The 22,111-nt window shown below is 74.9% G+C and carries 22 protein-coding genes and 1 riboswitch; of the genes, 12 read left to right on the forward strand and 10 right to left on the reverse strand.

From position 1 onward, the window contains the following. Positions 1–68 precede the first annotated feature (68 nt). On the forward strand, positions 69–407 hold the full coding sequence (locus tag D459_RS0108860; RefSeq protein WP_017592644.1) for an SHOCT domain-containing protein: 339 nt from the start codon (positions 69–71) through the stop codon (positions 405–407). Then, positions 404–949: a hypothetical protein gene (locus D459_RS0108865; protein WP_017592645.1), complete on the forward strand. Its 546-nt coding sequence runs from the start codon at positions 404–406 to the stop codon at positions 947–949. The genes D459_RS0108860 and D459_RS0108865 overlap by 4 nt, the downstream gene beginning before the upstream one ends. Positions 950–1,001: 52 nt before the next feature. Here the strand turns inward: D459_RS0108865 and D459_RS0108870 are convergent, their stop codons facing one another. From D459_RS0108870 to D459_RS0108895, 6 genes are all read right to left on the reverse strand, one after another. Beyond that, positions 1,002–1,772, reverse strand: coding sequence for a hypothetical protein (locus D459_RS0108870; protein ID WP_017592646.1), 771 nt, complete (start codon positions 1,770–1,772; stop codon positions 1,002–1,004). A gap of 225 nt (positions 1,773–1,997) precedes the next feature. After that, positions 1,998–2,876, reverse strand: a complete 879-nt coding sequence (locus D459_RS0108875) for a fructosamine kinase family protein (protein ID WP_017592647.1) — start codon at positions 2,874–2,876, stop codon at positions 1,998–2,000. Positions 2,877–2,884: 8 nt separating this feature from the next. After that, positions 2,885–3,421 (reverse strand): low molecular weight protein-tyrosine-phosphatase, encoded by a 537-nt coding sequence (locus tag D459_RS0108880; protein WP_017592648.1) that lies wholly within the window; start codon positions 3,419–3,421, stop codon positions 2,885–2,887. A gap of 103 nt (positions 3,422–3,524) precedes the next feature. Then, positions 3,525–3,938 carry a response regulator gene (locus D459_RS0108885; RefSeq protein ID WP_017592649.1) on the reverse strand — a complete coding sequence of 138 codons (414 nt, stop codon included), beginning with the start codon at positions 3,936–3,938 and terminating at the stop codon, positions 3,525–3,527. Positions 3,939–3,975: 37 nt separating this feature from the next. Continuing rightward, positions 3,976–5,685, reverse strand: coding sequence for a sensor histidine kinase (locus D459_RS0108890; protein WP_017592650.1), 1,710 nt, complete (start codon positions 5,683–5,685; stop codon positions 3,976–3,978). Next, positions 5,682–6,923, reverse strand: a complete 1,242-nt coding sequence (locus D459_RS0108895; RefSeq protein ID WP_017592651.1) for a PP2C family protein-serine/threonine phosphatase — start codon at positions 6,921–6,923, stop codon at positions 5,682–5,684. The genes D459_RS0108890 and D459_RS0108895 overlap by 4 nt, the downstream gene beginning before the upstream one ends. Positions 6,924–7,462: 539 nt before the next feature. On the opposite strand from D459_RS0108895, the gene D459_RS0108900 reads away from it, so the two are divergent. From D459_RS0108900 to D459_RS0108910, 3 genes are all read left to right on the forward strand, one after another. Beyond that, positions 7,463–8,131, forward strand: coding sequence for a biliverdin-producing heme oxygenase (locus D459_RS0108900; protein WP_017592652.1), 669 nt, complete (start codon positions 7,463–7,465; stop codon positions 8,129–8,131). Between the two features lie 297 nt (positions 8,132–8,428). Further along, on the forward strand, positions 8,429–9,058 hold the full coding sequence (locus D459_RS0108905; RefSeq protein WP_020380102.1) for a TetR/AcrR family transcriptional regulator: 630 nt from the start codon (positions 8,429–8,431) through the stop codon (positions 9,056–9,058). Positions 9,059–9,378: 320 nt separating this feature from the next. After that, positions 9,379–9,570 (forward strand): hypothetical protein, encoded by a 192-nt coding sequence (locus tag D459_RS0108910; RefSeq protein ID WP_017592654.1) that lies wholly within the window; start codon positions 9,379–9,381, stop codon positions 9,568–9,570. 66 nt (positions 9,571–9,636) lie between these two features. Here the strand turns inward: D459_RS0108910 and D459_RS0108915 are convergent, their stop codons facing one another. Then, a complete protein-coding gene (locus D459_RS0108915) occupies positions 9,637–10,548 on the reverse strand; it encodes a 3'-5' exonuclease (RefSeq protein ID WP_017592655.1) in 912 nt (303 codons plus the stop codon). A gap of 182 nt (positions 10,549–10,730) precedes the next feature. On the opposite strand from D459_RS0108915, the gene D459_RS0108920 reads away from it, so the two are divergent. Beyond that, complete coding sequence (locus D459_RS0108920) at positions 10,731–11,693, forward strand: asparaginase (protein WP_026120208.1); 963 nt, start codon at positions 10,731–10,733, stop codon at positions 11,691–11,693. A 61-nt stretch (positions 11,694–11,754) separates the two neighbouring features. Further along, positions 11,755–12,969, forward strand: a complete 1,215-nt coding sequence (locus D459_RS0108925) for an NAD(P)/FAD-dependent oxidoreductase (protein ID WP_017592657.1) — start codon at positions 11,755–11,757, stop codon at positions 12,967–12,969. On the opposite strand, the gene D459_RS0108930 is transcribed toward D459_RS0108925, so the two are convergent. The 3 genes from D459_RS0108930 to D459_RS0108940 form a co-directional block, all read right to left on the reverse strand. Beyond that, entirely contained in the window at positions 12,953–13,144 is a 192-nt protein-coding gene (locus D459_RS0108930) for a ferredoxin (protein WP_017592658.1), read from the reverse strand. The two genes, D459_RS0108925 and D459_RS0108930, sit on opposite strands and share 17 nt — an antisense overlap. A gap of 212 nt (positions 13,145–13,356) precedes the next feature. Continuing rightward, positions 13,357–14,316 (reverse strand): prolyl aminopeptidase, encoded by a 960-nt coding sequence (pip, locus tag D459_RS0108935; RefSeq protein ID WP_026120209.1) that lies wholly within the window; start codon positions 14,314–14,316, stop codon positions 13,357–13,359. Positions 14,317–14,525: 209 nt separating this feature from the next. Further along, the gene (locus D459_RS0108940) at positions 14,526–15,464 is read right to left on the reverse strand and encodes a DUF4429 domain-containing protein (protein WP_017592660.1); all 939 of its coding nucleotides are present in this window, start codon (positions 15,462–15,464) and stop codon (positions 14,526–14,528) included. A 135-nt stretch (positions 15,465–15,599) separates the two neighbouring features. Between D459_RS0108940 and D459_RS0108945 the strand changes: the two genes are divergently transcribed. The 5 genes from D459_RS0108945 (at position 15,600) to D459_RS0108965 (ending at position 21,929) form a co-directional block, all read left to right on the forward strand. Then, a complete protein-coding gene (locus D459_RS0108945) occupies positions 15,600–17,303 on the forward strand; it encodes an AMP-binding protein (protein ID WP_017592661.1) in 1,704 nt (567 codons plus the stop codon). A gap of 141 nt (positions 17,304–17,444) precedes the next feature. Beyond that, a complete protein-coding gene (locus D459_RS0108950; protein WP_017592662.1) occupies positions 17,445–18,500 on the forward strand; it encodes a 3-deoxy-7-phosphoheptulonate synthase in 1,056 nt (351 codons plus the stop codon). Between the two features lie 206 nt (positions 18,501–18,706). Further along, positions 18,707–18,806, forward strand: a riboswitch (glycine riboswitch). A 149-nt stretch (positions 18,807–18,955) separates the two neighbouring features. Further along, the gene (gcvT, locus tag D459_RS0108955) at positions 18,956–20,077 is read left to right on the forward strand and encodes a glycine cleavage system aminomethyltransferase GcvT (protein ID WP_017592663.1); all 1,122 of its coding nucleotides are present in this window, start codon (positions 18,956–18,958) and stop codon (positions 20,075–20,077) included. Positions 20,078–20,271: 194 nt separating this feature from the next. After that, positions 20,272–20,652: a glycine cleavage system protein GcvH gene (gcvH, locus tag D459_RS0108960; RefSeq protein WP_017592664.1), complete on the forward strand. Its 381-nt coding sequence runs from the start codon at positions 20,272–20,274 to the stop codon at positions 20,650–20,652. 5 nt (positions 20,653–20,657) lie between these two features. Continuing rightward, positions 20,658–21,929, forward strand: coding sequence for a serine hydroxymethyltransferase (locus D459_RS0108965; RefSeq protein WP_017592665.1), 1,272 nt, complete (start codon positions 20,658–20,660; stop codon positions 21,927–21,929). Positions 21,930–22,111 lie beyond the last annotated feature (182 nt).

The following is a 22,111-nucleotide window of genomic DNA, read 5'->3' on the forward strand; positions in this document are numbered from 1 at the left end:
CGGAGCGTAGCCGCGGTGACGACGGCCGGACGATGTGCGCGACCGCCCGGCGGGCGGACGGTGGGTCCATGACCACGATGCTCACCGCCGCGGCCGAGGCCGCGACCCGATACGGACCCGGGTGGGCCGGCCACGGCCCGCCGCCCTTCGCACCCTTCGTTGGAGCCGCCATGCTGTGCCTGCTGATCCTGCTCATCGCCCTGGCCGCGTTCCTGCTGGTCCGCGCCAAGAAGGGGCACCACCGGCCGCCGTGGGCCGGCGGACCCGCCGCCGAGAGCCCGGAGAACGCCGCCCGCCGGGTGCTGGCCGAGCGCTTCGCCAAGGGCGACATCACCGTCGAGGAGTTCATGGAGCGCGCCAGCGCGCTGAACTGGACGCCCGGCCGGGACGAGAAGGGCCGGCGGTGACCACCGCGCCGGCCGCCGCGGGGACGCCGGGCGCCGTGCGCGCCCGGCGGCTCCCGCCGGGGTGGCGGAAGGCCGCGCTGAGCGTGCACGTGATCGCCTCGGTGGGCTGGGTCGGCGTGCACGGGAGCCTGCTGACCCTGGCCGCCCTGGGGTGGGCGACCGGCTCCGCGGCGACCCGGGAGGCCGTCTACGGCGCCGCCGGGCTCCTGTCCGGCCTGCTCATCCTGCCGCTGAGCCTGACCGCGCTGGCCAGCGGGCTGATCCTGTCCCTGGGCACCCCGTGGGGGCTGTTCCGGCACTACTGGGTGGCGGTCAAGCTGGGGCTGACCGCGCTGCTGGTCGCCGGAAGCAACCTGAGCATCGGCCCGGCCGTCCGCGCGCTCGGCGCGGACCCGGCCGCGGCCGGCGCGGTCGACCGCGTCTCCGCGCTCGGCGCGCTGTCGGTCTCGTTCACCGTCCTGCTGGCGACGGTGCTGCTCTCCACGGTCAAACCGTTCGGCCGGATCCCCCGCCGCCCCGCACGGCAGGGCCCGCGGCGGTGAACCCGGCGCCCGGGCGGGGGCCGGCCCCGGCGGGGCGGCCGCCGGCGCCGGGTCAGCCGATGTCGCGCACGCTCTCGATGATCCTGCGCATCCGGGACTCGCTCAGCGCGTCGGAGACTCCGGCGTCGGCCACCACGCTCAGCGTGCGCAGCCGCCCCTCGCGCTCCTCGTCGAGGAAGGCCGCGGTGTAGACCACGGCCTTCTCCGGCGCGCACTCGCTCAGGCCGTCGGGGACGGTGACGTCCACGATCGCCAGGTGCCCGGAGAGGCCGTTGGCCTCCAGCGGCTCGACCGACCGGACCTCGGTGGAGGAGGCCTGGTCCTCCTTCTTCCCGCTGTAGCCCAGCTCGCCCCAGCGTTCGGCGACCTTCGGCGCCGAGTCCTCGGTGTCGGTGGAGTCCAGCACGCCGAACGCGCCGACGTCGGCGCGGGCGCCCCAGTCGTCGCAGGGCGACTGGAGGTAGGAGGAGGCTCCCTCCCAGACGTAGTCCAGTTCCCCGTCGTCGTCCTCGTCGAAGCCGATGTCGTTGCCGCGCCCCGGGGAGATCCTCCAGTCGCTGTAGGGCACCTCGTAGTAGAAGTCGTAGTACTCGGCGGTCGCCAGCTTCCAGCCCGGGTTGACCAGGTCGTCGGCGTCCGTGGAGGGCTCCGGGGAGGGTTCGGGGGACTCCTCCGCGGCCGGGGAGGCGCTCGGGGGCGGGGAGGCGGCGGTGCCTCCGCCCCGGCCGTCGCCGCGGAAGGACCAGACCACGATGCCGATCGCGATGACCGCGGCCGCGACCATGACCAGCACCAGGGAGATGATGAGGATGCGGTTGCCCACTCCCTGCCGCCCCGGTGGCGGTCCGCCCGGCATCGGGCCCTGCGGCGGCCCGTAGCCTCCACCCTGATAACTCACTGGTCTCTCCTCGTCGCGCCCCGTGTACGGGGGATCGGGGCGATCGGGGTACGTCAGGTGAGACTTTAGAGCAGGTCCCGCGGTTCCCCGAGGGCGGGGATCGGGCCCGGTCGGGCCGGACCCGGCCATCTCATCGGGGCGCCGCCGGGGTCACGCCGGGCCGCGCAGCGCGGCGCGGGCGGTGTCCATGGCGGTGGTGCGGTAGGCCGCGCCGAACAGGCAGACGTGCACCAGCAGCGGGAAGAGCTGGTGCAGGGCGATGCGGCCGCGCCAGCCGGCCGCCAGCGGCGCCGCCTCGTTGTAGGCGTCCCGGACCCGGTCCAGGTGCGGCAGGCCGAACAGGGCGAGCATCGCCAGGTCGGCCTCGCGGTGGCCGCCGCAGGCCGCCGGGTCGACCAGCAGCGCCCCGTCGTCCTGCCAGATGACGTTGCCGCCCCACAGGTCGCCGTGGATCCGGGCGGGCGGCTCCGGTTCGCCGGCGAGCTCCTCGACGGCGCCGATGACCTTCTCCACCTCGCGCACGTCGCCCGGGGTGAGGGCGCCGCGGTCGGCGGCGCGGCGCAGGAAGGGCTCCAGCCTGCGGGTGGCGTAGAACTCCGGCCACTCCGGGTGCGGGGCGTTGTCCAGCGGGAGCGGGCCGATGTAGCCGTCCCTGGGGGCGCCGAAGGAGTCCGCGCCGGCCAGGTGCATCGAGGCGAGCCGGTACCCGAACCGCTCGGCGGCCTCCGGGGTGGGCGGGCGGGCCTCGACCCAGGGCAGCACCAGGGCGGTGTCGTCCCAGCCCTGCACCGGCACCGCGGGGGACCCGAAGGAGCGGCCCAGCCAGTCCAGGCCGAGCGCCTCGGCGCGGAACAGCCCGGGGAAGGAGGCGTCCCCCTCGGGGAGCGCCTTGGCGAACAGCGGCGGGCCGTCCGCGGTGTCGACCCGGTAGGTGCGCCAGGCGTGCGAGGCCCCGAGGGCGTGCACCCGGACCGCCTCCCGGCCGGCCAGTTCGCCCACCCGGGCGGCGATCCGCTCCTCGCTGTCCACTCGGTCTCCTACTTCTGGCGCGCGCGGGCGGGGTCGGGGCCGAGGCGCTCGGCGAGCTCTTCGGCCAGCCCCTTGGCGGCCGCCTCGACCATGGTCAGCACGGCGGTGAAGCCGTCCTCCCCGCCGTAGTAGGGGTCGGGGATCTCCGGGTTGGCGCCGGTGCCCGGCGCGAACGAGCGGAACAGCGCGATCCGGGAGCGGGCCTCCTCGTCCGGGGCCAGGGCGCGCAGCTCGTCGAGGTTGTCGGTGTCCATGGCCAGGACGAGGTCGCGCTCGGCGAACCAGGACGGGGAGAACCTCCGCGCCTCGTGGTCGGTGGGGTAGCCGTGCACCCGGAGCGTCGCCGCGGCGCGGGCGTCCATACCGGAGCCGATGTGCCAGCCGCCGGTCCCGGCGCTGTCCACCTCGACCCGGTCGGCGATGCCGGCGCGCTGCAGGTCGGAGGCGAGGACCTTCTCCGCCATCGGCGACCGGCAGATGTTGCCGAGGCAGACGAGGATGATGCGGTAGGCGCCCGCGGTCCTGCGGGGTTCGGGCATGCTCATGCCCCCACCGTATTCCAGTTCGGCCCTCGGTCCGCAGCACCACAAGGGGCGGCCCGCGATCCGGTCCCGCCCGGCCGGCGCCGCGCGGCCCGGCGGCGCCGGGTCAGCCCTTGGGCAGCCGGACCACCGTGACGAAGAAGTCGTCGATCTGCCGGACGACCTGGATGAACTGCTCGAAGTCGACGGGCTTGGCCACGTAGGCGTTGGCGTGCAGCCGGTAGGAGCGCAGGATGTCCTCTTCGGCCTCGGAGGTGGTGAGCACGACGATCGGGATGTGCGCGAGGCCGGGGTCGCCCTTGACCTCCTCCAGGACCTCCCGGCCGTCCTTGCGGGGCAGGTTGAGGTCGAGCAGGATCAGGTGCGGCTGCGGGGCTTCGGCGTACTCCCCCTCGCGGCGGAGGAAGCGCAGCGCCTCGACCCCGTCGGAGACGACGTGCAGCCGGTTGCCGACCTTGTGCTCCTCGAACGCCTCCTTGGTCATGAGGACGTCGCCGGGGTCGTCTTCGACCAGCAGCACCTCTATGGGTTGCACCAAAGTGACCTCGCTCAATGTCTCAGACCTTCTCGGAATCGTCGGGGGCCGCCCCTCCGGAGCCGCCGTCGTCCCCGTCCTCGTCCCGGCCGGCGGGACCCTCCCCGGCGTCCTCCGGCGCGGGGCCGACGGCCGGGGTCCCCCCGGCGGGGGTCGCGGCGCCCTCCCCTGCGGAGACCGCCGTTCCGCCCTCCTCTGCGCCCCGGTCGCCGGGCGCGGCGGGCAGGGACCAGCATATGCGGGTGCCGGGCTCGTCGGATTCGGTGTCCAGCCAGATCCGGCCGCCGTGGAACTCCACGATCTTCTTGCACATGGCCAGGCCGATGCCGGTGCCGCCGTACTTGTCCCGGGTGTGCAGCCGCTGGAAGATGACGAAGATCCGCTCGGCGTACTGGGGGTCGATGCCGATGCCGTTGTCGGCGCAGCAGAAGACCCACTCGTCGCCCTCGCGGCGGGCGCTGATGTGCACCCGGACGTCGTTCTCGCCGCGGAACTTCACCGCGTTGCCCACCAGGTTGAAGAAGACCTGGGTGAGCAGGGTGCGGTCGCCCTCGATGGTGGGCAGGTCCTCGCCGGTGACCACCGCGCCGGCCTCGTCCAGCCGGGTCTCCAGGCTGTTGAGCGCGTCCTCCAGCGCGGTGTTCAGGTCGACCGGGGCGAAGTTCTTGGTCCGGCCGACCCGGGAGAACGCCAGCAGGTCGTTGATGAGGGTCTGCATGCGCTTGGCGCCCTCGACCGCGAAGTCGATGTAGGAGTCGGCCCGGTCGTCGAGCTGCCCCCGGTAGCGCCGCTGCAGCAGCTGGCAGAAGCTGGCCACCTTGCGCAGCGGCTCCTGCAGGTCGTGCGAGGCGACGTAGGCGAACTGCTCCAGCTCCAGGTTGGACCGGCGCAGCTCCTCGGCCTGCTCCTCCAGCAGGTCCGACTGCTCCTGCAGCTTGCGCCGGGCCGCGCCGACCTCCTGCAGGTCGCTGACGATCCGCTCGCGCATCGCGTCGACGTCCCGGCCGACCCGGGTGATCTCCGGCGGGCCGTGCAGCTCGATGCGGTGCGCGTAGTAGCCCTCGGACACCTGCTGCAGGTGCCGGCCGAGCTCGTCGAGCGGGCGGAGCACCCAGTGCTGCAGCATCACCCAGAGGAACACCGAGAGCATCAGCACGGTGAAGCCGACCAGCACGAGGAGCGCGACCACCTGCTGGGTGGCGTAGGTCAACCCGGCGCGGGCGCTCTCGATCTCCTCGCCGATCAGCCGGTCGGCGTCGGCGGAGGCCCGGCGCAGCTCGTCGAAGAGGTCCCGGCCCAGGCCGTAGTCGGAGGCGTCGACCTTCTCCCCGGCCTCCACCTTGTCCTTGGTGGGCTCGGCGAACTGCTGCTGCCAGGCCTCGCCGGCGTCCAGCACCCGCTGCACGGCGTCGGAGATCTGCTGGTTGCTCTCCACGACCGCCTTGAGCGTGGGCCGCGTCTCGCGCAGCGTGTTCCCGCCCTGCTGGTAGGGGCTGAGGAACTCGACGTCCTCGGTCAGCGCGTAGCCGCGGATGCCGTTGTCCATGTTGAGGTAGGCCGACATGGTCTGCTGCACCGCGGACTGCGCCGGGGAGAGCTCGTCGACCTGCCGGTCCAGCGACTCGCGGGCGTTCAGCGAGGCGAAGGTGATCACCGAGACCGCCGCGATGAGCAGCGCGGCGACGATCGCCAGCAGCACGGTGACCCGGCGCCGGAGGGTCCAAGGGTTCAACGGGCGCTCCCGTGGGTGACCAGCAGCATGGCCACGTCGTCCTGCAGGGGTCCGCCGTTGTACCGCTCGGCCTCGTCGACGACGCGCTCGGGCAGGTCCACGATGGAGGTGCCGGAGTCGATCACCCCGCCGAGGATCCGGCGCAGGCCCGCGACCTCCAGCCGGTCCGGCGGGCCGCCGTCGTAGGCGTCGACCAGGCCGTCGGTGTAGAGCATCAGGGTGGCCCCGCGGGGGAAGGCGAACTCCTCCACGTCGGCCTCGCTGTCCGGGAAGACGCCCAGCGGCGGGTGCGGGGAGGCGCACACCTCCTCCACCTTGCCGGCCTCGATGAGCAGCGGCGGCGGGTGGCCGAACAGGCGGATGCGGGCGCGCTCGCCGCCGTTGTCCAGGCTGATCTGGCACAGCGTGGCGTACATCTCCTCCTGGGTGCGCTCGCTGACCAGGATCTCCTCCAGCGCGGGCAGCAGCGCCTCTTCGGCGACCCCGCCCATGACCAGCGCCCGCCAGGCGATGCGCAGCTGCACGCCGAGCGCGGCCTCGTCCGGGCCGTGCCCGCTGACGTCGCCGACGATGACGTGGGTGGTGCCGTCCTTCTCCACCGCGTCGTAGAAGTCGCCGCCGACCAGGGCCCGCTTCCGGCCGGGGCGGTAGAAGGTGCGGTGCGACAGCGGGGAGCTGTCCAGCAGGACCTGCGGGAGCAGGCCGCGCTCCAGGCGCATGTTCTCCCGGGCGTAGAGCTCGGCCTCGCGGAGCTGCCGGGCGTTCTCGTCGGCGCGCTGGCGCTCCACCGAGTAGCGCAGGCTGCGCGCCAGCAGCGAGCCGTCGACCTGGCCCTTGACCAGGTAGTCCTGGGCGCCGGCGGCGACCGCGGCGACCCCTTCGTGCTCGTCGTCCAGGCCGGTCAGCACCACGACCGCGGCGGAGTCCGCGCTGTCCAGCACGGTGCGCAGCAGGTCCATGCCGCCGGCGTCGGGGAGGTTGAGGTCGAGCAGGATGCAGCAGCGGAAGCCGGGGATCGCCCCGCGCGCCTCGCCGAGGGTGCGGACCCAGGTGATCCTGCACTCCAGGGCGGTGTCCGCGAGCAGCTCCTCGACCAGGAAGGCGTCCTGGGCGTCGTCCTCGATGAGCAGGACATCGACCGAGGAGACCCGGGGTTCCCCGGGGCCGGCCGCAGCGGCGGCCTCACCGGCGCGGTCGGCACCGGCCGGCCCCGCTGATTCGGATCGCGTCACGCTCACAGCCCCAAGTCCTCGATCGTCGATATCGCCCGCGCCGCCCCCTTGCACGGCAGACAAACGATAATGTCCCGCCGCGCGCCCCCGCCACCACATGCGACGAGGGCCTCAGCGCTCCGGCGCGGCGCCGTCGCCCCTCCGTCGGCGGCGCGCCGCGCGGCCGCCACCGTGCACAACGCTCGGACCGGTGCACCTCGTTCCCGCCGCCCCGCCTGCGGTTCCTCTCCCCGCGAGGGGCCCGGCGGCCCGCTTCGGCCACCGTGGACGTTTCGTCCCGATTCGAGAACTGTGCACACCTTGTCCGCCGGACAGGATACCGGCCGCCCCCGCCCGGCGCCGCGCACACGGGAAAGACCGGCGCGCACCCGCCCTGACCGGCGGCGCGACCGCTCCCTCCGATCCCGCCCGGTGCGGCGCATCCCACGTTTCCGACAGAGTGTCGTATCCGCCTTGACACCCGTCGCCGTCTTGATGACATCATGTCAGAAAGAACCTCGACGGCCCGGGGACGCGGGCCGCGCGCGGAATCGAGGAGTACCCGCATGGACGCACCGGGCACCGGGGCGGAGCCCTTCTCCGCCAGACTCAAGGCCGCCACCTGGGAGGCCCACCAGGAGGCCGAGCAGCACGGCTTCACCCAGGCGCTGCTCGACGGGCGGCTGGACCGGGACGGCTACGCCGCCATGGCCGCCCAGCACCACTTCGCCTACGCCGCCCTGGAGGAGGTCGGCCGCTCCCTGGCCGGCGATCCGCTGGCCGGCCCGTTCATCACCGCGGAACTGCTCCGCCTGCCCGCCCTCGAACGCGACCTGGCCCTGCTCTACGGGCCGGACTGGGCCGACCGCATCTCCCCCACCCCGCCCACCGCCACCTACGCCGCGCGCATCCGGCAGATGGCCGACGACCCCGCCGGATACATCGCGCACCACTACACCCGCTACCTCGGCGACATCTCCGGCGGCCAGTTCATCCGCAGGATCGCGGTGCGCACCTACGGCTTCGGCGAGGACGGCGGGGCCGCCTTCTACGACTTCTCCTCCCTCGGCAGCCTCCCCCGGTTCAAGGACGGCTACCGCGCCCGGCTGGACGCCCTGGAGCTGGACGAGCCCGCCCGGCACCGGATGATCCGCGAGACCCGGCTCGCCTACCAGCTCAACACCGAGGTCCTGGCCGACCTCGGCCGCCGGCACGCCGACGGCCTCGCCGCCTGACCCGGAAGGACCGGCACGGAGCAAGGGGCCCCGGGCGATCCGCGCCGCCCGCGGCCCCTCCCCTCGCCCCCGGCGGGGAAAGGAGCCCGAGCGAGGCCCCTGCCCGGGCCCGCTCCCTCTCCGCGGCTTCGGGACGCCCCCGGCCCCGGCGGGAAGAGGGCCCGCGAGAGCCACCGGACCGCCCCCGCCGACGCTTCCGGGGCCGCCGGGCGGATCCGCAGGCCGCTTCGGCGCCGTCCCGATTCCGGCCCGCGCGAGGGCGCCCGTACGGCGCGCCGCCGTGCCACCATGGAGTCCATGCCCAAGATCTCCGCTCCGACCATCGCCGCGCACCGGGCCCAGACGCGCGAGCGCATCCTGGCGGCCGTCGCCGAGCTCGCCCGCACCCAGGGCATCGACGAGATCTCGATGACCGACGTCGCGGCCGGGGCGGGCATCACGCGCACCGCGCTGTACAACTACTTCCCGGACAAGGCCGCTCTACTGCTGGCCTTCGCCGAGCAGGGCACCGCCGGCTTCGTCGAGCGCTACCGCGCCGCCCTGCTCGGCGGCGCCGCCCCCGCGGAGCGGCTCTCCTCCTTCGTCCGCTTCCAGCTGGAGGCGCTCGCCGAGCACCCGCACCCGGCCGCCGCCGAACTGGGCGCCAGCCTCGGCCCGGACGCCTACCAGAAGCTCGCCGACCACGTGGAGCCGATGCAGCGCCTGCTGGTCGAGGTGCTGCAGAACGGCGTCGAGGAGGGCGCCTTCGACCCGGTCCCGGCCGAGCCCACCGCCCGCCTGGTGCTGGCGATGATCAGCGCCCAGCGCGTCCCGATCCAGCAGGGCCAGACCGCGCTCGACGAGGCGCACCGGCTGGTCACCTCCTTCACCCTGCGCGCCCTGGGGGCCTCCGAAGGCACCGGAGCCACGGCCCCCGGCCACGGCTGACCCTCCCCGGCCCCGCGCCCACCCTGCCGAGCCCAGGGCCACCGCTCTCCCCAGGTCCCCGGCCCCGCGCCCACCCTGTCGAGCCCAGGGCTGTTGCTTTTCCCGGCCCTGGACGCACGTCCCGCACGGGACCGCAAGGCGGTGGCCGGGCAAAAGCAACAGGCCGGGGCTCAACACCGTCGTGGCCCACGACGACGCGGAGCTCGACGGGGTGGGTGCGGGGCCGGGGCCCCTGCTCGGGCCCTCCCGTTAGGGCGCCGGATGGGGCAGAATCAGGCACGCTCGCCGACGCCTCCGCTCCCCTCCGGAAAGGCCGACCCGTGCTCTCCCTCCTGTGCCTCCTCACCGGCGCGGCCCTGGTCGCCGCCGCACTGGCCGACCGCGTCCCGCGGCTCCGCCCGGCGGCCGCCGTGCTCCCCCTCCGGCTCACCGAGACCGGGCGGGCCGCGCTCACCACCCTCGGCGGCAGCGCGCTGATCGCCGCCCTCTTCCTCGCCCTCTCCGGGCTCTGACCCCGGCCCCTGCGCACCGCGCGCCCGCTGCGAGCAGAGCCCGGAGCAGTGCGGGCGTCCCGGCGGTCAGCGCGGCAGGCGCAGCACGGCCCGGCCCGCCGCGGCGGCGGCCAGGGCCCCGGTGAGGGCCGCGGCGGCCGCCGCCGCCTCGCGGCGCCGGGCGCGGTCCCGGGCGTCCTGCTCGGCGGCGCGGCGGGCCTCGGGCCCGAACTCCCCGCCGCACAGCTCGGGCCGGAGCTCCAGCGGGCGCCAGACCGGCGGCCACTCCGCCGCACGGCCCAGGTCCCCCCGGGCCGAGGTGCGCGGCTTGAGGCGGACCGGGGCGCCCTCCTCGGCGCGCAGCGGGCGCGGGGCCGGCCCCCGGTAGTACAGCGGCCCCGGTGCGGCGGCCGCCGCCTCGGCGAGCAGCCGGGCGCAGGCGCGGGCCGCGCCCAGCGCGGTGTGCTGACCGGTCGGCCACCGGCCGCCCAGCGCGTGCGAGGCCCGGGGCAGCGAGTAGGAGTCCAGGTCGACCTGGGAGCGGAGCGCGCGCAGCGTGCACAGCCCCGGCACCCGGGCGGGGCGCTCCCCCTCCCCCGGCACCGCGGAGAGGAACGCCTCCGCCTCCTCCAGGCCGTGAGCGGCCAGCACCGCGCCGGAGAGCAGCTCCGCCAGCGGGGCGGCCAGCTCATCGGCGCGCGGCGCGCCCAGCATGTCGCCGCCGGTGATGCCGCTGTGCACCGCGCCTGGGACCGGGACGCCCGGGTAGACCAGGGTGGTGAACTCGCGCAGCACCTCCCCGGTGCCGCGCATCCGCACCACCCCGACCTCGCGGGGCCGGTCGCGGTCGTCCGGCCCGGGGCCGCCCGGCCCCACCGCGAGCACCGCGAACTCCAGATCGCGCACGGGCCGCGCGCCCGCGCCCGCCGACCGGGTCAGCGCCCCGGCGGCGACCGCCCCCGGTGTCCGCACCCGCCTGTCCGCCAGCCGCTCCAGCACGTCCCGCGCACCTCCCGTCCGCCTGCGCCCGGCGCGCCTGCCCGCCGGGGACCGGGCACCGACCCTACGGCACCGGCGGGCCGCGCCCCGGCCGGAGCCGGGCCGCGGGAAGAGGTCCGCCCCGCGATACGTTGAGCCGTCTGGCACCTTCCTCACCAGCCGCGAATGGAGTACGCGTGTCCCTGTCGCCGTCTGAGCTTCCCGCCTACGTTCCCCTCGCCGAGACCACCCGGTCCGGCCTCCGGGAGAGCGTGCACTTCGGCGCCGTGGTCGGGCTGACCGCCTCCGGTGAGACCGGGTACGCCCGCGGCCCGGTCGACCTCCCGGTGTTCCCGCGCTCGGCCGCCAAGCCCTTCCAGGCGGTGGCCGCGCTGCGCGCCGGGGCCGACGTCGAGGGGGCCCGGCTGGCCATCGCCGCGGGCAGCCACAGCGGCCAGGACATCCACGTGGAGGCCGCCTCCAAGACCCTCGCCAAGGCCGGCCTCACCGCGGACGACCTGCAGTGCCCGCCGGACTGGCCGATGGGCCGCCGGTTCCGCGACGACCTGCTGCGCAGCGGCGGGCAGCCGACCCGGCTGCTGATGAACTGCTCCGGCAAGCACGCCGCGATGCTCGCCGCCTGCGTCGCCCGCGGCTGGAGCACCGGCGACTACCTGGACCCCGCCCACCCGCTGCAGGTGCTGGTCCGCTCGACCATCGAGGAGCTGGCCGGGGAGCCGGTCGCGCACACCGCGGTCGACGGGTGCGGGGCGCCGCAGATGGCGATCTCGCTCACCGGCCTGGCGCGCGGCGTGCAGGCCATGGTCGCCGCCGGCCCCGACTCCCCGGAGGGCGCGGTCATCGCGGCGATGCGGGCGTTCCCGGAGTACGTCGCGGGCGAGGGCCGCGACGACACCCGGATCATGCGCGGCCTGCCCGGCGCGGTCTCCAAGATCGGCGCCGAGGGGGTCATCGTGATCGCCGCCCCCACCGGGGAGACCGCCGCGGTGAAGATCAGCGACGGCGACGCCGAGACCCGGGCGCGCACCATGGTCGGCCTCACCGCGCTGGACGCCCTCGGGGTGGACGTCTCGCCCCTGTCCGACCTGCTCAGCGGCGACATCCTGGGCGGCGGACGGAGCGTCGGGGCGATCCGCCCGCTGTGAACCGCGGCCGGCCCGGCCGCACCGGACCCCTCACCTGTACGACGAAGGCGGGATAGAGCACATGCGCGACATCGTCATCGCCGGCGCCGGGATGGCCGGCCTGCACTCCGCTGAGGCACTGCGGGAGGCCGGCCACGACGGCCGGATCACCCTGATCGGCGCCGAGCGGCACCGGCCCTACTCCCGCCCGCCGCTGTCCAAGGAGGTGCTCACCGGGATCGGCTCGCCCAAGGGCGTGGCGCTCCGCGACGACGAGCAGATCGACGCCCTCGGCCTGGACCTGCGGCTGGGGCGCGCGGCGGTGCGGCTGCGCCCCGGCGACCGCGCGGTGGAGCTGGACGACGGCTCGGTGGTCCGCGGCGACGGGCTGATCATCGCCACCGGCGCCACCGCCCGCCGCCCCGGGACCGACCTGCCCGGGGTGCACGTGCTGCGCACCATCGAGGACGCCGAGGCGGTGCGCGACGCGTTCGGCGCCGCCGGGCGGATCGCGGTGGTCGGCGCGGGGTTCGTCGGCGCCGAGGTCGCGGCCAGTGCCCGCGCCGCCGGGCTGGAGGTCGTGCTGATCGAGGCGGCGCCCACCCCGCTGACCCGCGCGGTGGACCCGCGGATCGGCTCGGTCCTCACCGAGCTGCACCGGGACAACGGGGTGGAGGTGCGGCTGGGAACCCCGGTGGCCGGGTTCGAGGGGGCCGGCCGGGTGGAGCGGGTGCGGCTGGCCGACGGCAGCGCGGTGGAGGCGCCGCTGGTCGTCTGCGGCCTGGGCGTGGAGCTGAACACCGGCTGGCTGGCCGGCTCGGGGGTCCGCCTGGCCGACGGGGCGGGCGGCGTGCTCTGCGACGCGCACGGCCGGACCACCGTGCCCGGCGTGTACGCCGCCGGCGACCTGGCGAACTTCCCGCACCCGCGGTACGGGGGGCGGATGCGCCTGGAGCACTGGACCAACGCCGGGGAGCAGGCGGCGGTCTCCGCGCGCAACCTGCTGGCCGGGGAGGGGGCGCAGGAGCGCTACGAGCCGGTCCCCTACTTCTGGTCCGACCAGTACAAGATGAAGATCCAGCTGCTGGGGCAGGCCGCCCCCGCCGACACGGTGGAGTTCGTGCACGGCTCGGCCGAGGACCGCAAGTTCGTCGCGTTCCTCGGCCGGGACGGCCTGCTCACCGGGGTGCTGGGACTGCGCTCCACCCCGAAGACGATGCGCTACCGGCCGCTGCTGGCCGAGCGCACCACCTGGGACGAGGCGCTGGCCGCGGCCGGGTTCACCCCTCGACGCTGAGCGCCTGCTTGGGGCACATCCGGACGGCCTCCTCGACCTTGGCCCGAAGGTCCTCGGGCGGTTCCTCCTGGAGGATGTAGAGGTTGTCGTCGTCGCGGACCTCGAACACCTCCGGCAGGATGCCCATGCACACGGCGTTGCTCTCGCACAGGTCGTAATCGGCGATGACCCGCATGGTGTGATCCTCCTCGCTTTCCTGCTCGCCTGCCCCGAGCCTAGACCCGGTGCGCGGCCCGCGCCCGCGCGGGGGCGGTTCCGGCCGCCCCCGCGCGGGCGCCGCATCGGCCGCGGCGCCGCGGATGCGGTACCGCGCACCGGTGCGGGAAGCCCGCGAGGAGCCCGCCGGGGACCGCCCGCGCCCGGTCCCCGGCGCTCGGACCTCGGCGCTCAGGCCTCGGCGAACCGGTCCGTGGCCTCGATCAGCCGGTGCAGGATGCCGGGCTCGTTGAACGCGTGCCCGGCGTCGTCCACCACGTGGAACTCCGCCTCCGGCCAGGCCCGGTGCAGGTCGAACGCGGTCCGCGCCGGGGTGCACACGTCGTAGCGGCCCTGCACGATGACGCCGGGGATGCCGCGCAGCCGGTCGGCCCGCTCGATGAGCCGGCCCGGGGTGAAGAAGCCCTTGTTGGTGAAGTAGTGGTTCTCGATCCGGGCGAAGGCCAGGGCGTAGTCGTCCTCGGCGTGGTGCGCGCGGAGCGCCTCGTTGGGCAGCAGGGTCACCGTCGACCCCTCCCACACGCTCCACGCGCGCGCCGCCTCCACCCGGACCTCGCGGTCGGGGTGGTTCAGCCGGGCCGCGTAGGCGGAGATCAGGTCGCCCCGCTCCGCCTCCGGGATGGGCGCCAGGTACCCCTCCCAGGCGTCGGGGAACAGGTGCGAGGCGCCCTCCTGGTAGAACCAGCGCAGCTCGTCCTCGCGCAGGGTGAAGATGCCGCGCACGATCAGCTCGCTGACCCGCTCGGGGTGCTCCTGGGCGTAGGCCAGCGCCAGCGCGCTGCCCCAGGAGCCGCCGAAGACCTGCCACTTCTCCGCCCCGGTCATCTCCCGGAGCCGCTCCATGTCGGCGACCAGGTTCCAGGTGGTGTTGGCGGACAGGTCCACGTCCGCGCCGGAGGCGTGCGGGGTGCTGCGGCCGCAGTTGCGCTGGTCGAACAGGAGCACCCGGTAGCGCTCGGGGTCGAACAGCCGCCGGTGGTCCGGGCCGCAGCCGCCGCCGGGGCCGCCGTGCAGGAAGACGGCCGGCTTGCCCTCGGGGTTTCCGCACAGCTCCCAGTAGACGCGGTCGCCGTCGCCGACGTCGAGCATGCCGCTGTCGTAGGGCTCGATCGGCGGGTAGAGGGTGCGCAGGGACATGGGGTGGTGCCTTCCTTCTCTTCTCGGTCGCGCCGGCCGCGGAGCCGCGGCCGGGGCGGGTCGGCGCAGGGGTCCTCCCCGGGGCCGGGGGCCGCCTCCCGGCCGGTGCTCCGGGCGCCGTTCCGCGGATCATCCCAGGAACACCCGCCCGGGGCATCCGCGGCGCAGGGCCCGCGCCCCTCCCCCGTCGACGGCTCAGGGCACTAGAGCCGGTCCAGCAGCTCCGTCTTCTTGGCGGCGAACTCCTCGGCGGTGAGCAGCCCCTCCTCGTGCAGCCGGCCCAGTTCGCGGATGCGGCGGAAGACCTCCTCGGCGTCCCGGCGGGCCGCCTCCCCGCCGGCGCCGGCGGGGGCGCCGGGCGGCGGCGCGGCCTCCAGGGCCGCCGGCTCCCCGCCCGCCCCGGGCGGCACCGCCCCGGCGGCGGTGCCGGCGGCCAGGTGGGCGTTGGCCACCGCGGCCAGCAGCCGGACCCGGACGTGCTCCTTGGTGGTCATCGAGGTCAGCGCGGCGGTGTCCCGGTAGACCGGGAGCGCCGCGGAGACGTCCGCGTCCTCCCGGAGCAGGAAGCGCACCCCGCCGTAGCCGGAGATGCCCGGCTCCTGCCACTCCGCGCGCAGGATCCGCTCCGCCGGCAGGATGCGGCTCTTCTGCCGCCACTTGTCCGCGCTGTACATCAGCCGGGGCCAGCTCAGCCGGACCGTCTCCCCGTCGAAGACGGCCTCGCCCTCCAAGGTCTGCGCCTTGAACGGCAGGCCGGGGACGAGCGAGCGGGCCACCTCGCCCGGGTCCGCGGCGGGGCCGGCCAGCCGGGCCCCGTCGGCCGCGGCGCGCAGCTGGTCGGCGTGGTACTCGGCGAGCAGCGCCCCGGGGGCGGGGCCGGTGAGGACGAACGGCGGCGCGTCGTCCTCCGCCCCGGCGCTCATCAGGAACGGGTCGGCGCCCTCGACCAGCCGCACCTCCAGCCGCCACTTCCGGCGCCCCTTGCCGGCGTGGAAGTCCACCGAGGCGACGGCCGCGAACGGCACCGTGCAGGCGCCCACCGCCCGCAGCAGCCGGTGCACGCCCCACTTGTCGGCGTACTCGATCCGCAGCCCGTCCTCGCCGAACCGCCACACGCCCTGGTCGCCGCTGAGCTCGCTCACCCGGCAGATCCTAGTGACGGCGGGGCCGGGAGGCCCAGGGCTAGTCCGTCCACAGGCGGCCGGGGCGGCGGGACAGGGGGGACGGGTGCGGGCTAGAGTGACACCGCTCACACGTCGGATGCGGAGGTCCCCACCATGAAGAACAGCGCCACCGCCGCCTTCCGGGAGGCGCGCGACTTCCTGCTGGAGCACCGGGAGGACTACGAGGCGGCCCGGCGCGGCTTCCGCTGGCCGGCCCCGGAGCGGTTCAACTGGGTGCAGGACCACTTCGACCCCGCGGCCGAGGAGCACCCGGACCGGCTCGCCCTGCGGATCGTGGACGAGGAGGGCGGCGAGACCCGGGTGACCTACCGGGAGCTGGCCGAGCGCAGCCGCCAGGTCGCGAACTGGCTGCACAACCAGGGCGTCCGGTTCGGCGACCGGATCCTGGTGATGCTGGGCAACCAGGCCGAGCTGTGGGAGACGACCCTGGCCGCGATCCGGCTGGGCGCCGTGGTCATCCCGGCGACCCCGCTGCTGACCGGCGGCGACCTGGCCGACCGGCTGGAGCGCGGCCGGGTCTCGCACGTGATCACCGACGCCGCCGACACCCCCAAGTTCGCCGGGCTGCCCGGGCACTGGACCCGGATCAGCATCGGCCACATGGAGGGCTGGCTCTCCTACGAGGACTCCCAGCACGCCGCGCTGGACTTCGCGCCCGAGCGCACCACCCGCGCCGACGACCCGCTGCTGCTCTACTTCACCTCCGGCACCACCTCGGTGCCCAAGCTGGTGCAGCACACCCAGCTCTCCTACCCGGTGGGGCACCTCACCACGATGTACTGGATCGGCATCCGCCCGGGCGACGTGCACCTCAACATCTCCTCGCCGGGCTGGGCCAAGCACGCCTGGAGCAACGTCTTCGCCCCGCTGAACGCGCAGGCCACCGTGCTCGCGGTGAACCAGGGCCGGTTCGACGCCGCGGCCCTGCTGGACCAGGTCGTGCGCTGCGGGGTGGACACCTTCTGCGCCCCGCCGACGGTGTGGCGCATGCTCATCCAGGCCGACCTGGGCCGGTGGAAGGTCGGGGTGCGCGAGGCGGTCTCCGCCGGGGAGCCGCTCAACCCCGAGGTGATCGAGCAGGTCCGGGCCGCCTGGGGGCTGACCGTGCGGGACGGCTTCGGCCAGACCGAGACGACGCTGCTGGTCGGCAACTCCCCCGGCCAGGAGGTGCGCCCCGGGTCGATGGGGCGGCCGATGCCCGGCTACGACATCGTGCTGGAGGACCCGGCCTCCGAAGAGCTCTCCGACCAGGGCGAGATCTGCGTGGCGCTGGAGAACGCCCCGGTCGGCGTGATGGCCGGCTACCGGGACGGCGACGAGATGACCGCCCGGGTGATGCGCGGCGGCCGGTACCACACCGGCGACGTGGCCTCCCGGGACGCCGACGGCCACATCACCTACATCGGCCGCGGCGACGACGTCTTCAAGGCCTCCGACTACCGCATCTCCCCCTTCGAGCTGGAGAGCGTGCTGATCGAGCACGCCGCCGTCGCCGAGGCGGCGGTGGTCCCCTCCCCCGACCCGGTCCGGCTCTCGGTGCCCAAGGCCTACATCGCCCTGGTCGAGGGCGAGGAGCCCGGCGCCGAGCTGGCCCGGTCGATCCTGGAGTTCTGCCGGGAGCGGCTCGCGCCCTACAAGCGGGTCCGGCGGCTGGAGTTCGCCCCGCTGCCCAAGACGATCTCCGGCAAGATCCGCCGGGTGGAGCTGCGCACCGCGGAGGGCGGCCGCGACCCGGGGGAGGCGGCCCGCAACCCGCACGAGTACTGGGAGGAGGACTTCCCCGGGCTGAAGGGGTGACCGGCGGGGAGGGCCCGCCCGGCCCGGCCCTCCCTGATGAGCCGCACCACACTCGACCCGCGCCGCCCGCCGGTCCGCCCGCCAGCCGCTAGGGTGCAGATGGGCAGTTCAGGCATGCTTGGGAGAGGACTCGGCGCAGCGATGATGAGCACGAACGACACCCGGATCACCAGCTACACGCCGCTGATCGCCCCGCGGGACCTGCTCGCCGAGCTGCCGATGGGGCCGGAGCGCAGCGACCTGGTCGCCGACGCCCGCGCCGAGGTCAAGCGGGTGCTGGACGGCGAGGACGACCGGCTGCTGGTCATCGTCGGCCCCTGCTCGGTGCACGACCCCGCCGCCGCGCTGGACTACGCGCGCCGGCTCAAGGCGCTCACCCCCGCGCTCAGCGCCGACCTGTGCATCGTGATGCGGGTCTACTTCGAGAAGCCGCGCACCACGCTCGGCTGGAAGGGCCTGATCAACGACCCGCGCCTGGACGAGAGCCACGACGTGCACCGCGGCCTGCGCACCGCGCGCAAGCTGCTGCTGGACATCAACTCCCTGGGCGTCCCGGCGGGCACCGAGTTCCTCGACCCGATCACCCCGCAGTACATCGCCGACGCGGTGAGCTGGGGCGCCATCGGCGCCCGCACCACCGAGAGCCAGGTGCACCGCCAGCTCAGCAGCGGCCTGAGCATGCCGGTCGGGTTCAAGAACGGCACCGACGGCGACGTGCAGGTCGCGGTGGACGCCTGCGGGGCGGCCGCCGCCTCGCACACCTTCTTCGGCGTCGACCCGGCCGGCGCCGGCTCGGTCGTCGTCACCTCCGGCAACGCCGACTGCCACGTCATCCTGCGCGGTGGCCGCTCCGGCCCCAACCACGGCGCCGAGGACGTCGGGGCGGCGCTGGACACCATCGAGGCGGCCGGGCTGCGCCGCCGCGTCATGATCGACGCCAGCCACGCCAACAGCGGCAAGGACCACAAGCGCCAGCCGCTGGTCGCCCAGGCCATCGCCGACCAGATCGCCGAGGGGCAGCAGGGCATCGCGGGCGTCATGCTGGAGAGCTTCATCGAGGAGGGGGCGCAGAAGCTGGGCGACCCCGCCGAGCTGGTCTACGGGCAGTCCATCACCGACAAGTGCATGAGCTGGTCCACCACCGAGCAGGTGCTGCAGGGCCTGGCCGAGGCGGTCCGCGCCCGCCGCAAGGCCTGACCCGGGGAGCGCACGGCCCCGCGGCGCTTCCGCCGCGGGGCCTCGCCGTGCGCGCGCCGGTCCGCCGGAGGACCCCCGCTCGCCGCTGCCCCCTCCCGCCGGGCCGGAGCGCGGCGTGCGGGCGGTGCCGCGGCACGGCGCCCCCGGCCCGCGCCGCCCGGGCCTGGGATGTGACCGGCGCCGCTGCTAGGCTGGCTCCCGGTCGCCGACCCCGTGCGGGAGAGCGCCCGCGCAGCCGGCGCGGGCCGCCGAAGGAGCAATTCCTCCCCAGAGAACCTCTCAGGCGCGACGGACCGCACGGACGAGACCACTCTGGAAAGCAGGGGCGCCGGTGCCCCTCGCCGAAGGTGCAAGCCGCGCCGTGCGCGCGGTGAAGCTCTCAGGCACCGATGACAGAGGGGGAGGATGGCCACAGCGCTGGTTTCCGACCGACGACCATCCTCTCAGGAGTCACCATGACAGCCGCCGGCAGCGATTCCGCGGAGCTGCGCGAGACGCCGCTCCGCGCCGCCCACGAGGCGCTCGGCGCCACCCTCGTCGACTTCGCGGGCTGGCTGATGCCGCTCCGCTACAGCAGCGAGAAGGCCGAGCACACCGCGGTCCGGGAGAAGGCCGGGCTCTTCGACCTGTCCCACATGGGCGAGATCCACCTGCTCGGCCCGGAGGCCGCCGCCGCGCTCGACCACGCCCTGGTCGGCCACCTGTCCAAGGTCGCGGTGGGCCGGGCCCGCTACACGATGATCACCGACGCCGACGGCGGCGTCCTGGACGACCTCATCGTCTACCGGCTCGCCGAGGAGCACTACCTGGTGGTGGCCAACGCGGCCAACGCCGGCACGGTGCTGGCCGCGCTCACCGAGCGCGCCGCCGGCTTCGACGCCCGGATCGAGGACCGCTCCGCCGGGACCGCGCTGATCGCGCTCCAGGGCCCGGCCGCGGTGGCGATCCTCGCCCCGCTGACCGACGCCGACCTGGACGGGATCAAGTACTACGCGGGCTACCGGCACACCGTGGCCGGGCACCCGGTGCTGCTCGCCCGCACCGGCTACACCGGCGAGGACGGCTTCGAGCTCTTCGTCGACGCCGCCGAGGCCCCCGCGCTGTGGGAGGCCCTGCTCAAGGCCGGCGAACCGCACGGGCTGGTGCCCGCCGGGCTGTCCTCCCGGGACACCCTGCGCCTGGAGGCCGGGATGCCGCTGTACGGCCAGGAGCTGAGCCGGGACCTCACCCCGTTCGACGCCGGCCAGGGCCGGGTGGTCAAGTTCGAGAAGGAGGGCGACTTCGTCGGCCGCGAGGCGCTGCGGCGCGCCGCGGACCGGGGCCGCTCCCGCAAGCTCATCGGGCTGGTCGGCCGGGGCCGCCGCCCGGTGCGCAAGGGCATGCCGGTGCTGCGCGACGGGGTCGAAGTGGGATCGGTCACCAGCGGCGCGCCCTCCCCGACCCTCGGCAAGCCGATCGCCATGGCCTACGTCGACGCGGAACTGGACACCTCCACCGGCGCGTTCAGCGTGGACGTCCGCGGCCGCGGCGAGGAGGTCGACGTGGTCGACCTGCCGTTCTACAAGCGGGAGCGCTAGCCCGCCGGCCCGCGTCCGGTGCCCGCAGGCGCCCCGGACGCGGACCTGGCGTGCGCTCCGCCCCCGCCACCCGGCACAATTTGCAGGTGGGTGGGGTGCGGACCGCGACAGAGGCCTGCACTCCGAGGCCGAGGTCGCGCGCAGCGGACGGGCGCGGACCGGTCGACAGCACAGATCCTCCTGGAGAATCCAAATTGAGCGTTCCCGCTGAGCTGAGCTACACCAACGAGCACGAGTGGGTGGCCGTCAACGAAGGCATCGCCACCGTCGGCATCACCAAGTTCGCCGCCGAGTCCCTGGGCGACATCGTCTTCGTCGAGCCCCCGGAGTCCGGCGCCGCCGTCTCCGCCGGGGACACCTGCGGCGAGATCGAGTCCACCAAGTCGGTCAGCGACCTCTACGCGCCGGTCACCGGCGAGGTGGTCGAGGTCAACCAGGCCGCGGTGGAGGACCCCGAGGTCATCGGCAGCGACCCGTACGGCCAGGGCTGGCTGTTCAAGGTCGAGCTGTCCGAGGACCCGAAGGAACTGCTCACCGCCGAGCAGTACACCCAGCTGACCGAAGGCGAGGGCTGAGCAGCATGAGCGACCAGGACAACCTTCTCGACCGCACGCTCGCCGACTTCGACCCCGAGGTCGCCGCGGCCGTGGACAGCGAGCTGTCCCGCCAGCGCGGCACCCTGGAGATGATCGCCTCGGAGAACTTCGCCCCGCGCGCCGTGCTGGAGGCGCAGGGCACCGTTCTCACCAACAAGTACGCCGAGGGCTACCCGGGCCGCCGCTACTACGGCGGCTGCGAGCACGTGGACGTCGTCGAGCAGCTCGCCATCGACCGGGCCAAGGCCCTGTTCGGCGCCGAGCACGCCAACGTCCAGCCGCACTCCGGCGCCCAGGCCAACACCGCGGTCTACTTCTCCCTGCTCAAGCCGGGCGACACCATCCTCGGGCTGGACCTGGCGCACGGCGGCCACCTCACCCACGGGATGAAGATCAACTACTCCGGGAAGATCCTCAACCCGGTCCCGTACCACGTCCGCGACGCCGACGGCCTGGTCGACTACGACGAGGTGGCCAAGCTCGCCGAGGAGCACCGGCCGGCGATGATCGTGGCCGGCTGGTCGGCCTACCCGCGGCAGCTGGACTTCGCCCGGTTCCGGGAGATCGCCGACTCGGTCGGCGCCCTGCTCATGGTGGACATGGCGCACTTCGCCGGGCTGGTCGCGGCCGGGCTGCACCCCAACCCGGTGCCGCACGCCGACATCGTCACCACCACCACGCACAAGACCCTGGGCGGCCCGCGCGGCGGCCTGATCCTGTGCAAGCAGGAGTACGCCAAGAAGATCAACTCCGCGGTCTTCCCGGGCATGCAGGGCGGCCCGCTGGAGCACGTGATCGCCGCCAAGGCCGTCGCGCTGAAGGCCGCCGCCTCCGAGGAGTTCGCCGACCGGCAGCGCCGCACCGTGGCCGGCGCGCGGCTGCTCGCCGAGCGGCTCACCCAGGCCGACGCCGCCGAGGCGGGGGTCAAGGTGGCCAGCGGCGGGACCGACGTCCACCTGGTCCTGGTCGACCTGGTCGACTCCGAGCTCGACGGCCAGCAGGCCGAGGACCGGCTGGACGAGATCGGCATCACGGTGAACCGCAACGCGGTGCCGAACGACCCGCGGCCGCCGATGGTCACCTCCGGGCTGCGCATCGGCACCCCGGCGCTGGCCTCCCGGGGCTTCGGCGACGCCGACTTCACCGAGGTCGCCGACATCATCGCCGAGGCGCTCAAGCCGGGCTACGACTCCGCCGCGCTGCGCGGCCGGGTCGAGGCGCTGGTGCGCAAGCACCCGCTCTACCCGGGCCTGTAGCCGGCCCTTCCGGTCCGGCCGGTCCGTCCGGCGGCAGCCGGGTCGAGCGCGCCCCGCCCGGGGCGGGCGCGGCCCGGCTGCCCCCGTTTCCGGCGGCCCCGCCCAGGAGGGGCCGCCCGCACAGCCACACAGCCACACAGCCACACAGCCACACAGCCACACAGCCACACAGCCACACAGCC

Source organism: Nocardiopsis potens DSM 45234, assembly GCF_000341105.1.
In the GTDB taxonomy this organism is placed as follows: Bacteria; Actinomycetota; Actinomycetes; order Streptosporangiales; family Streptosporangiaceae; genus Nocardiopsis_A; species Nocardiopsis_A potens.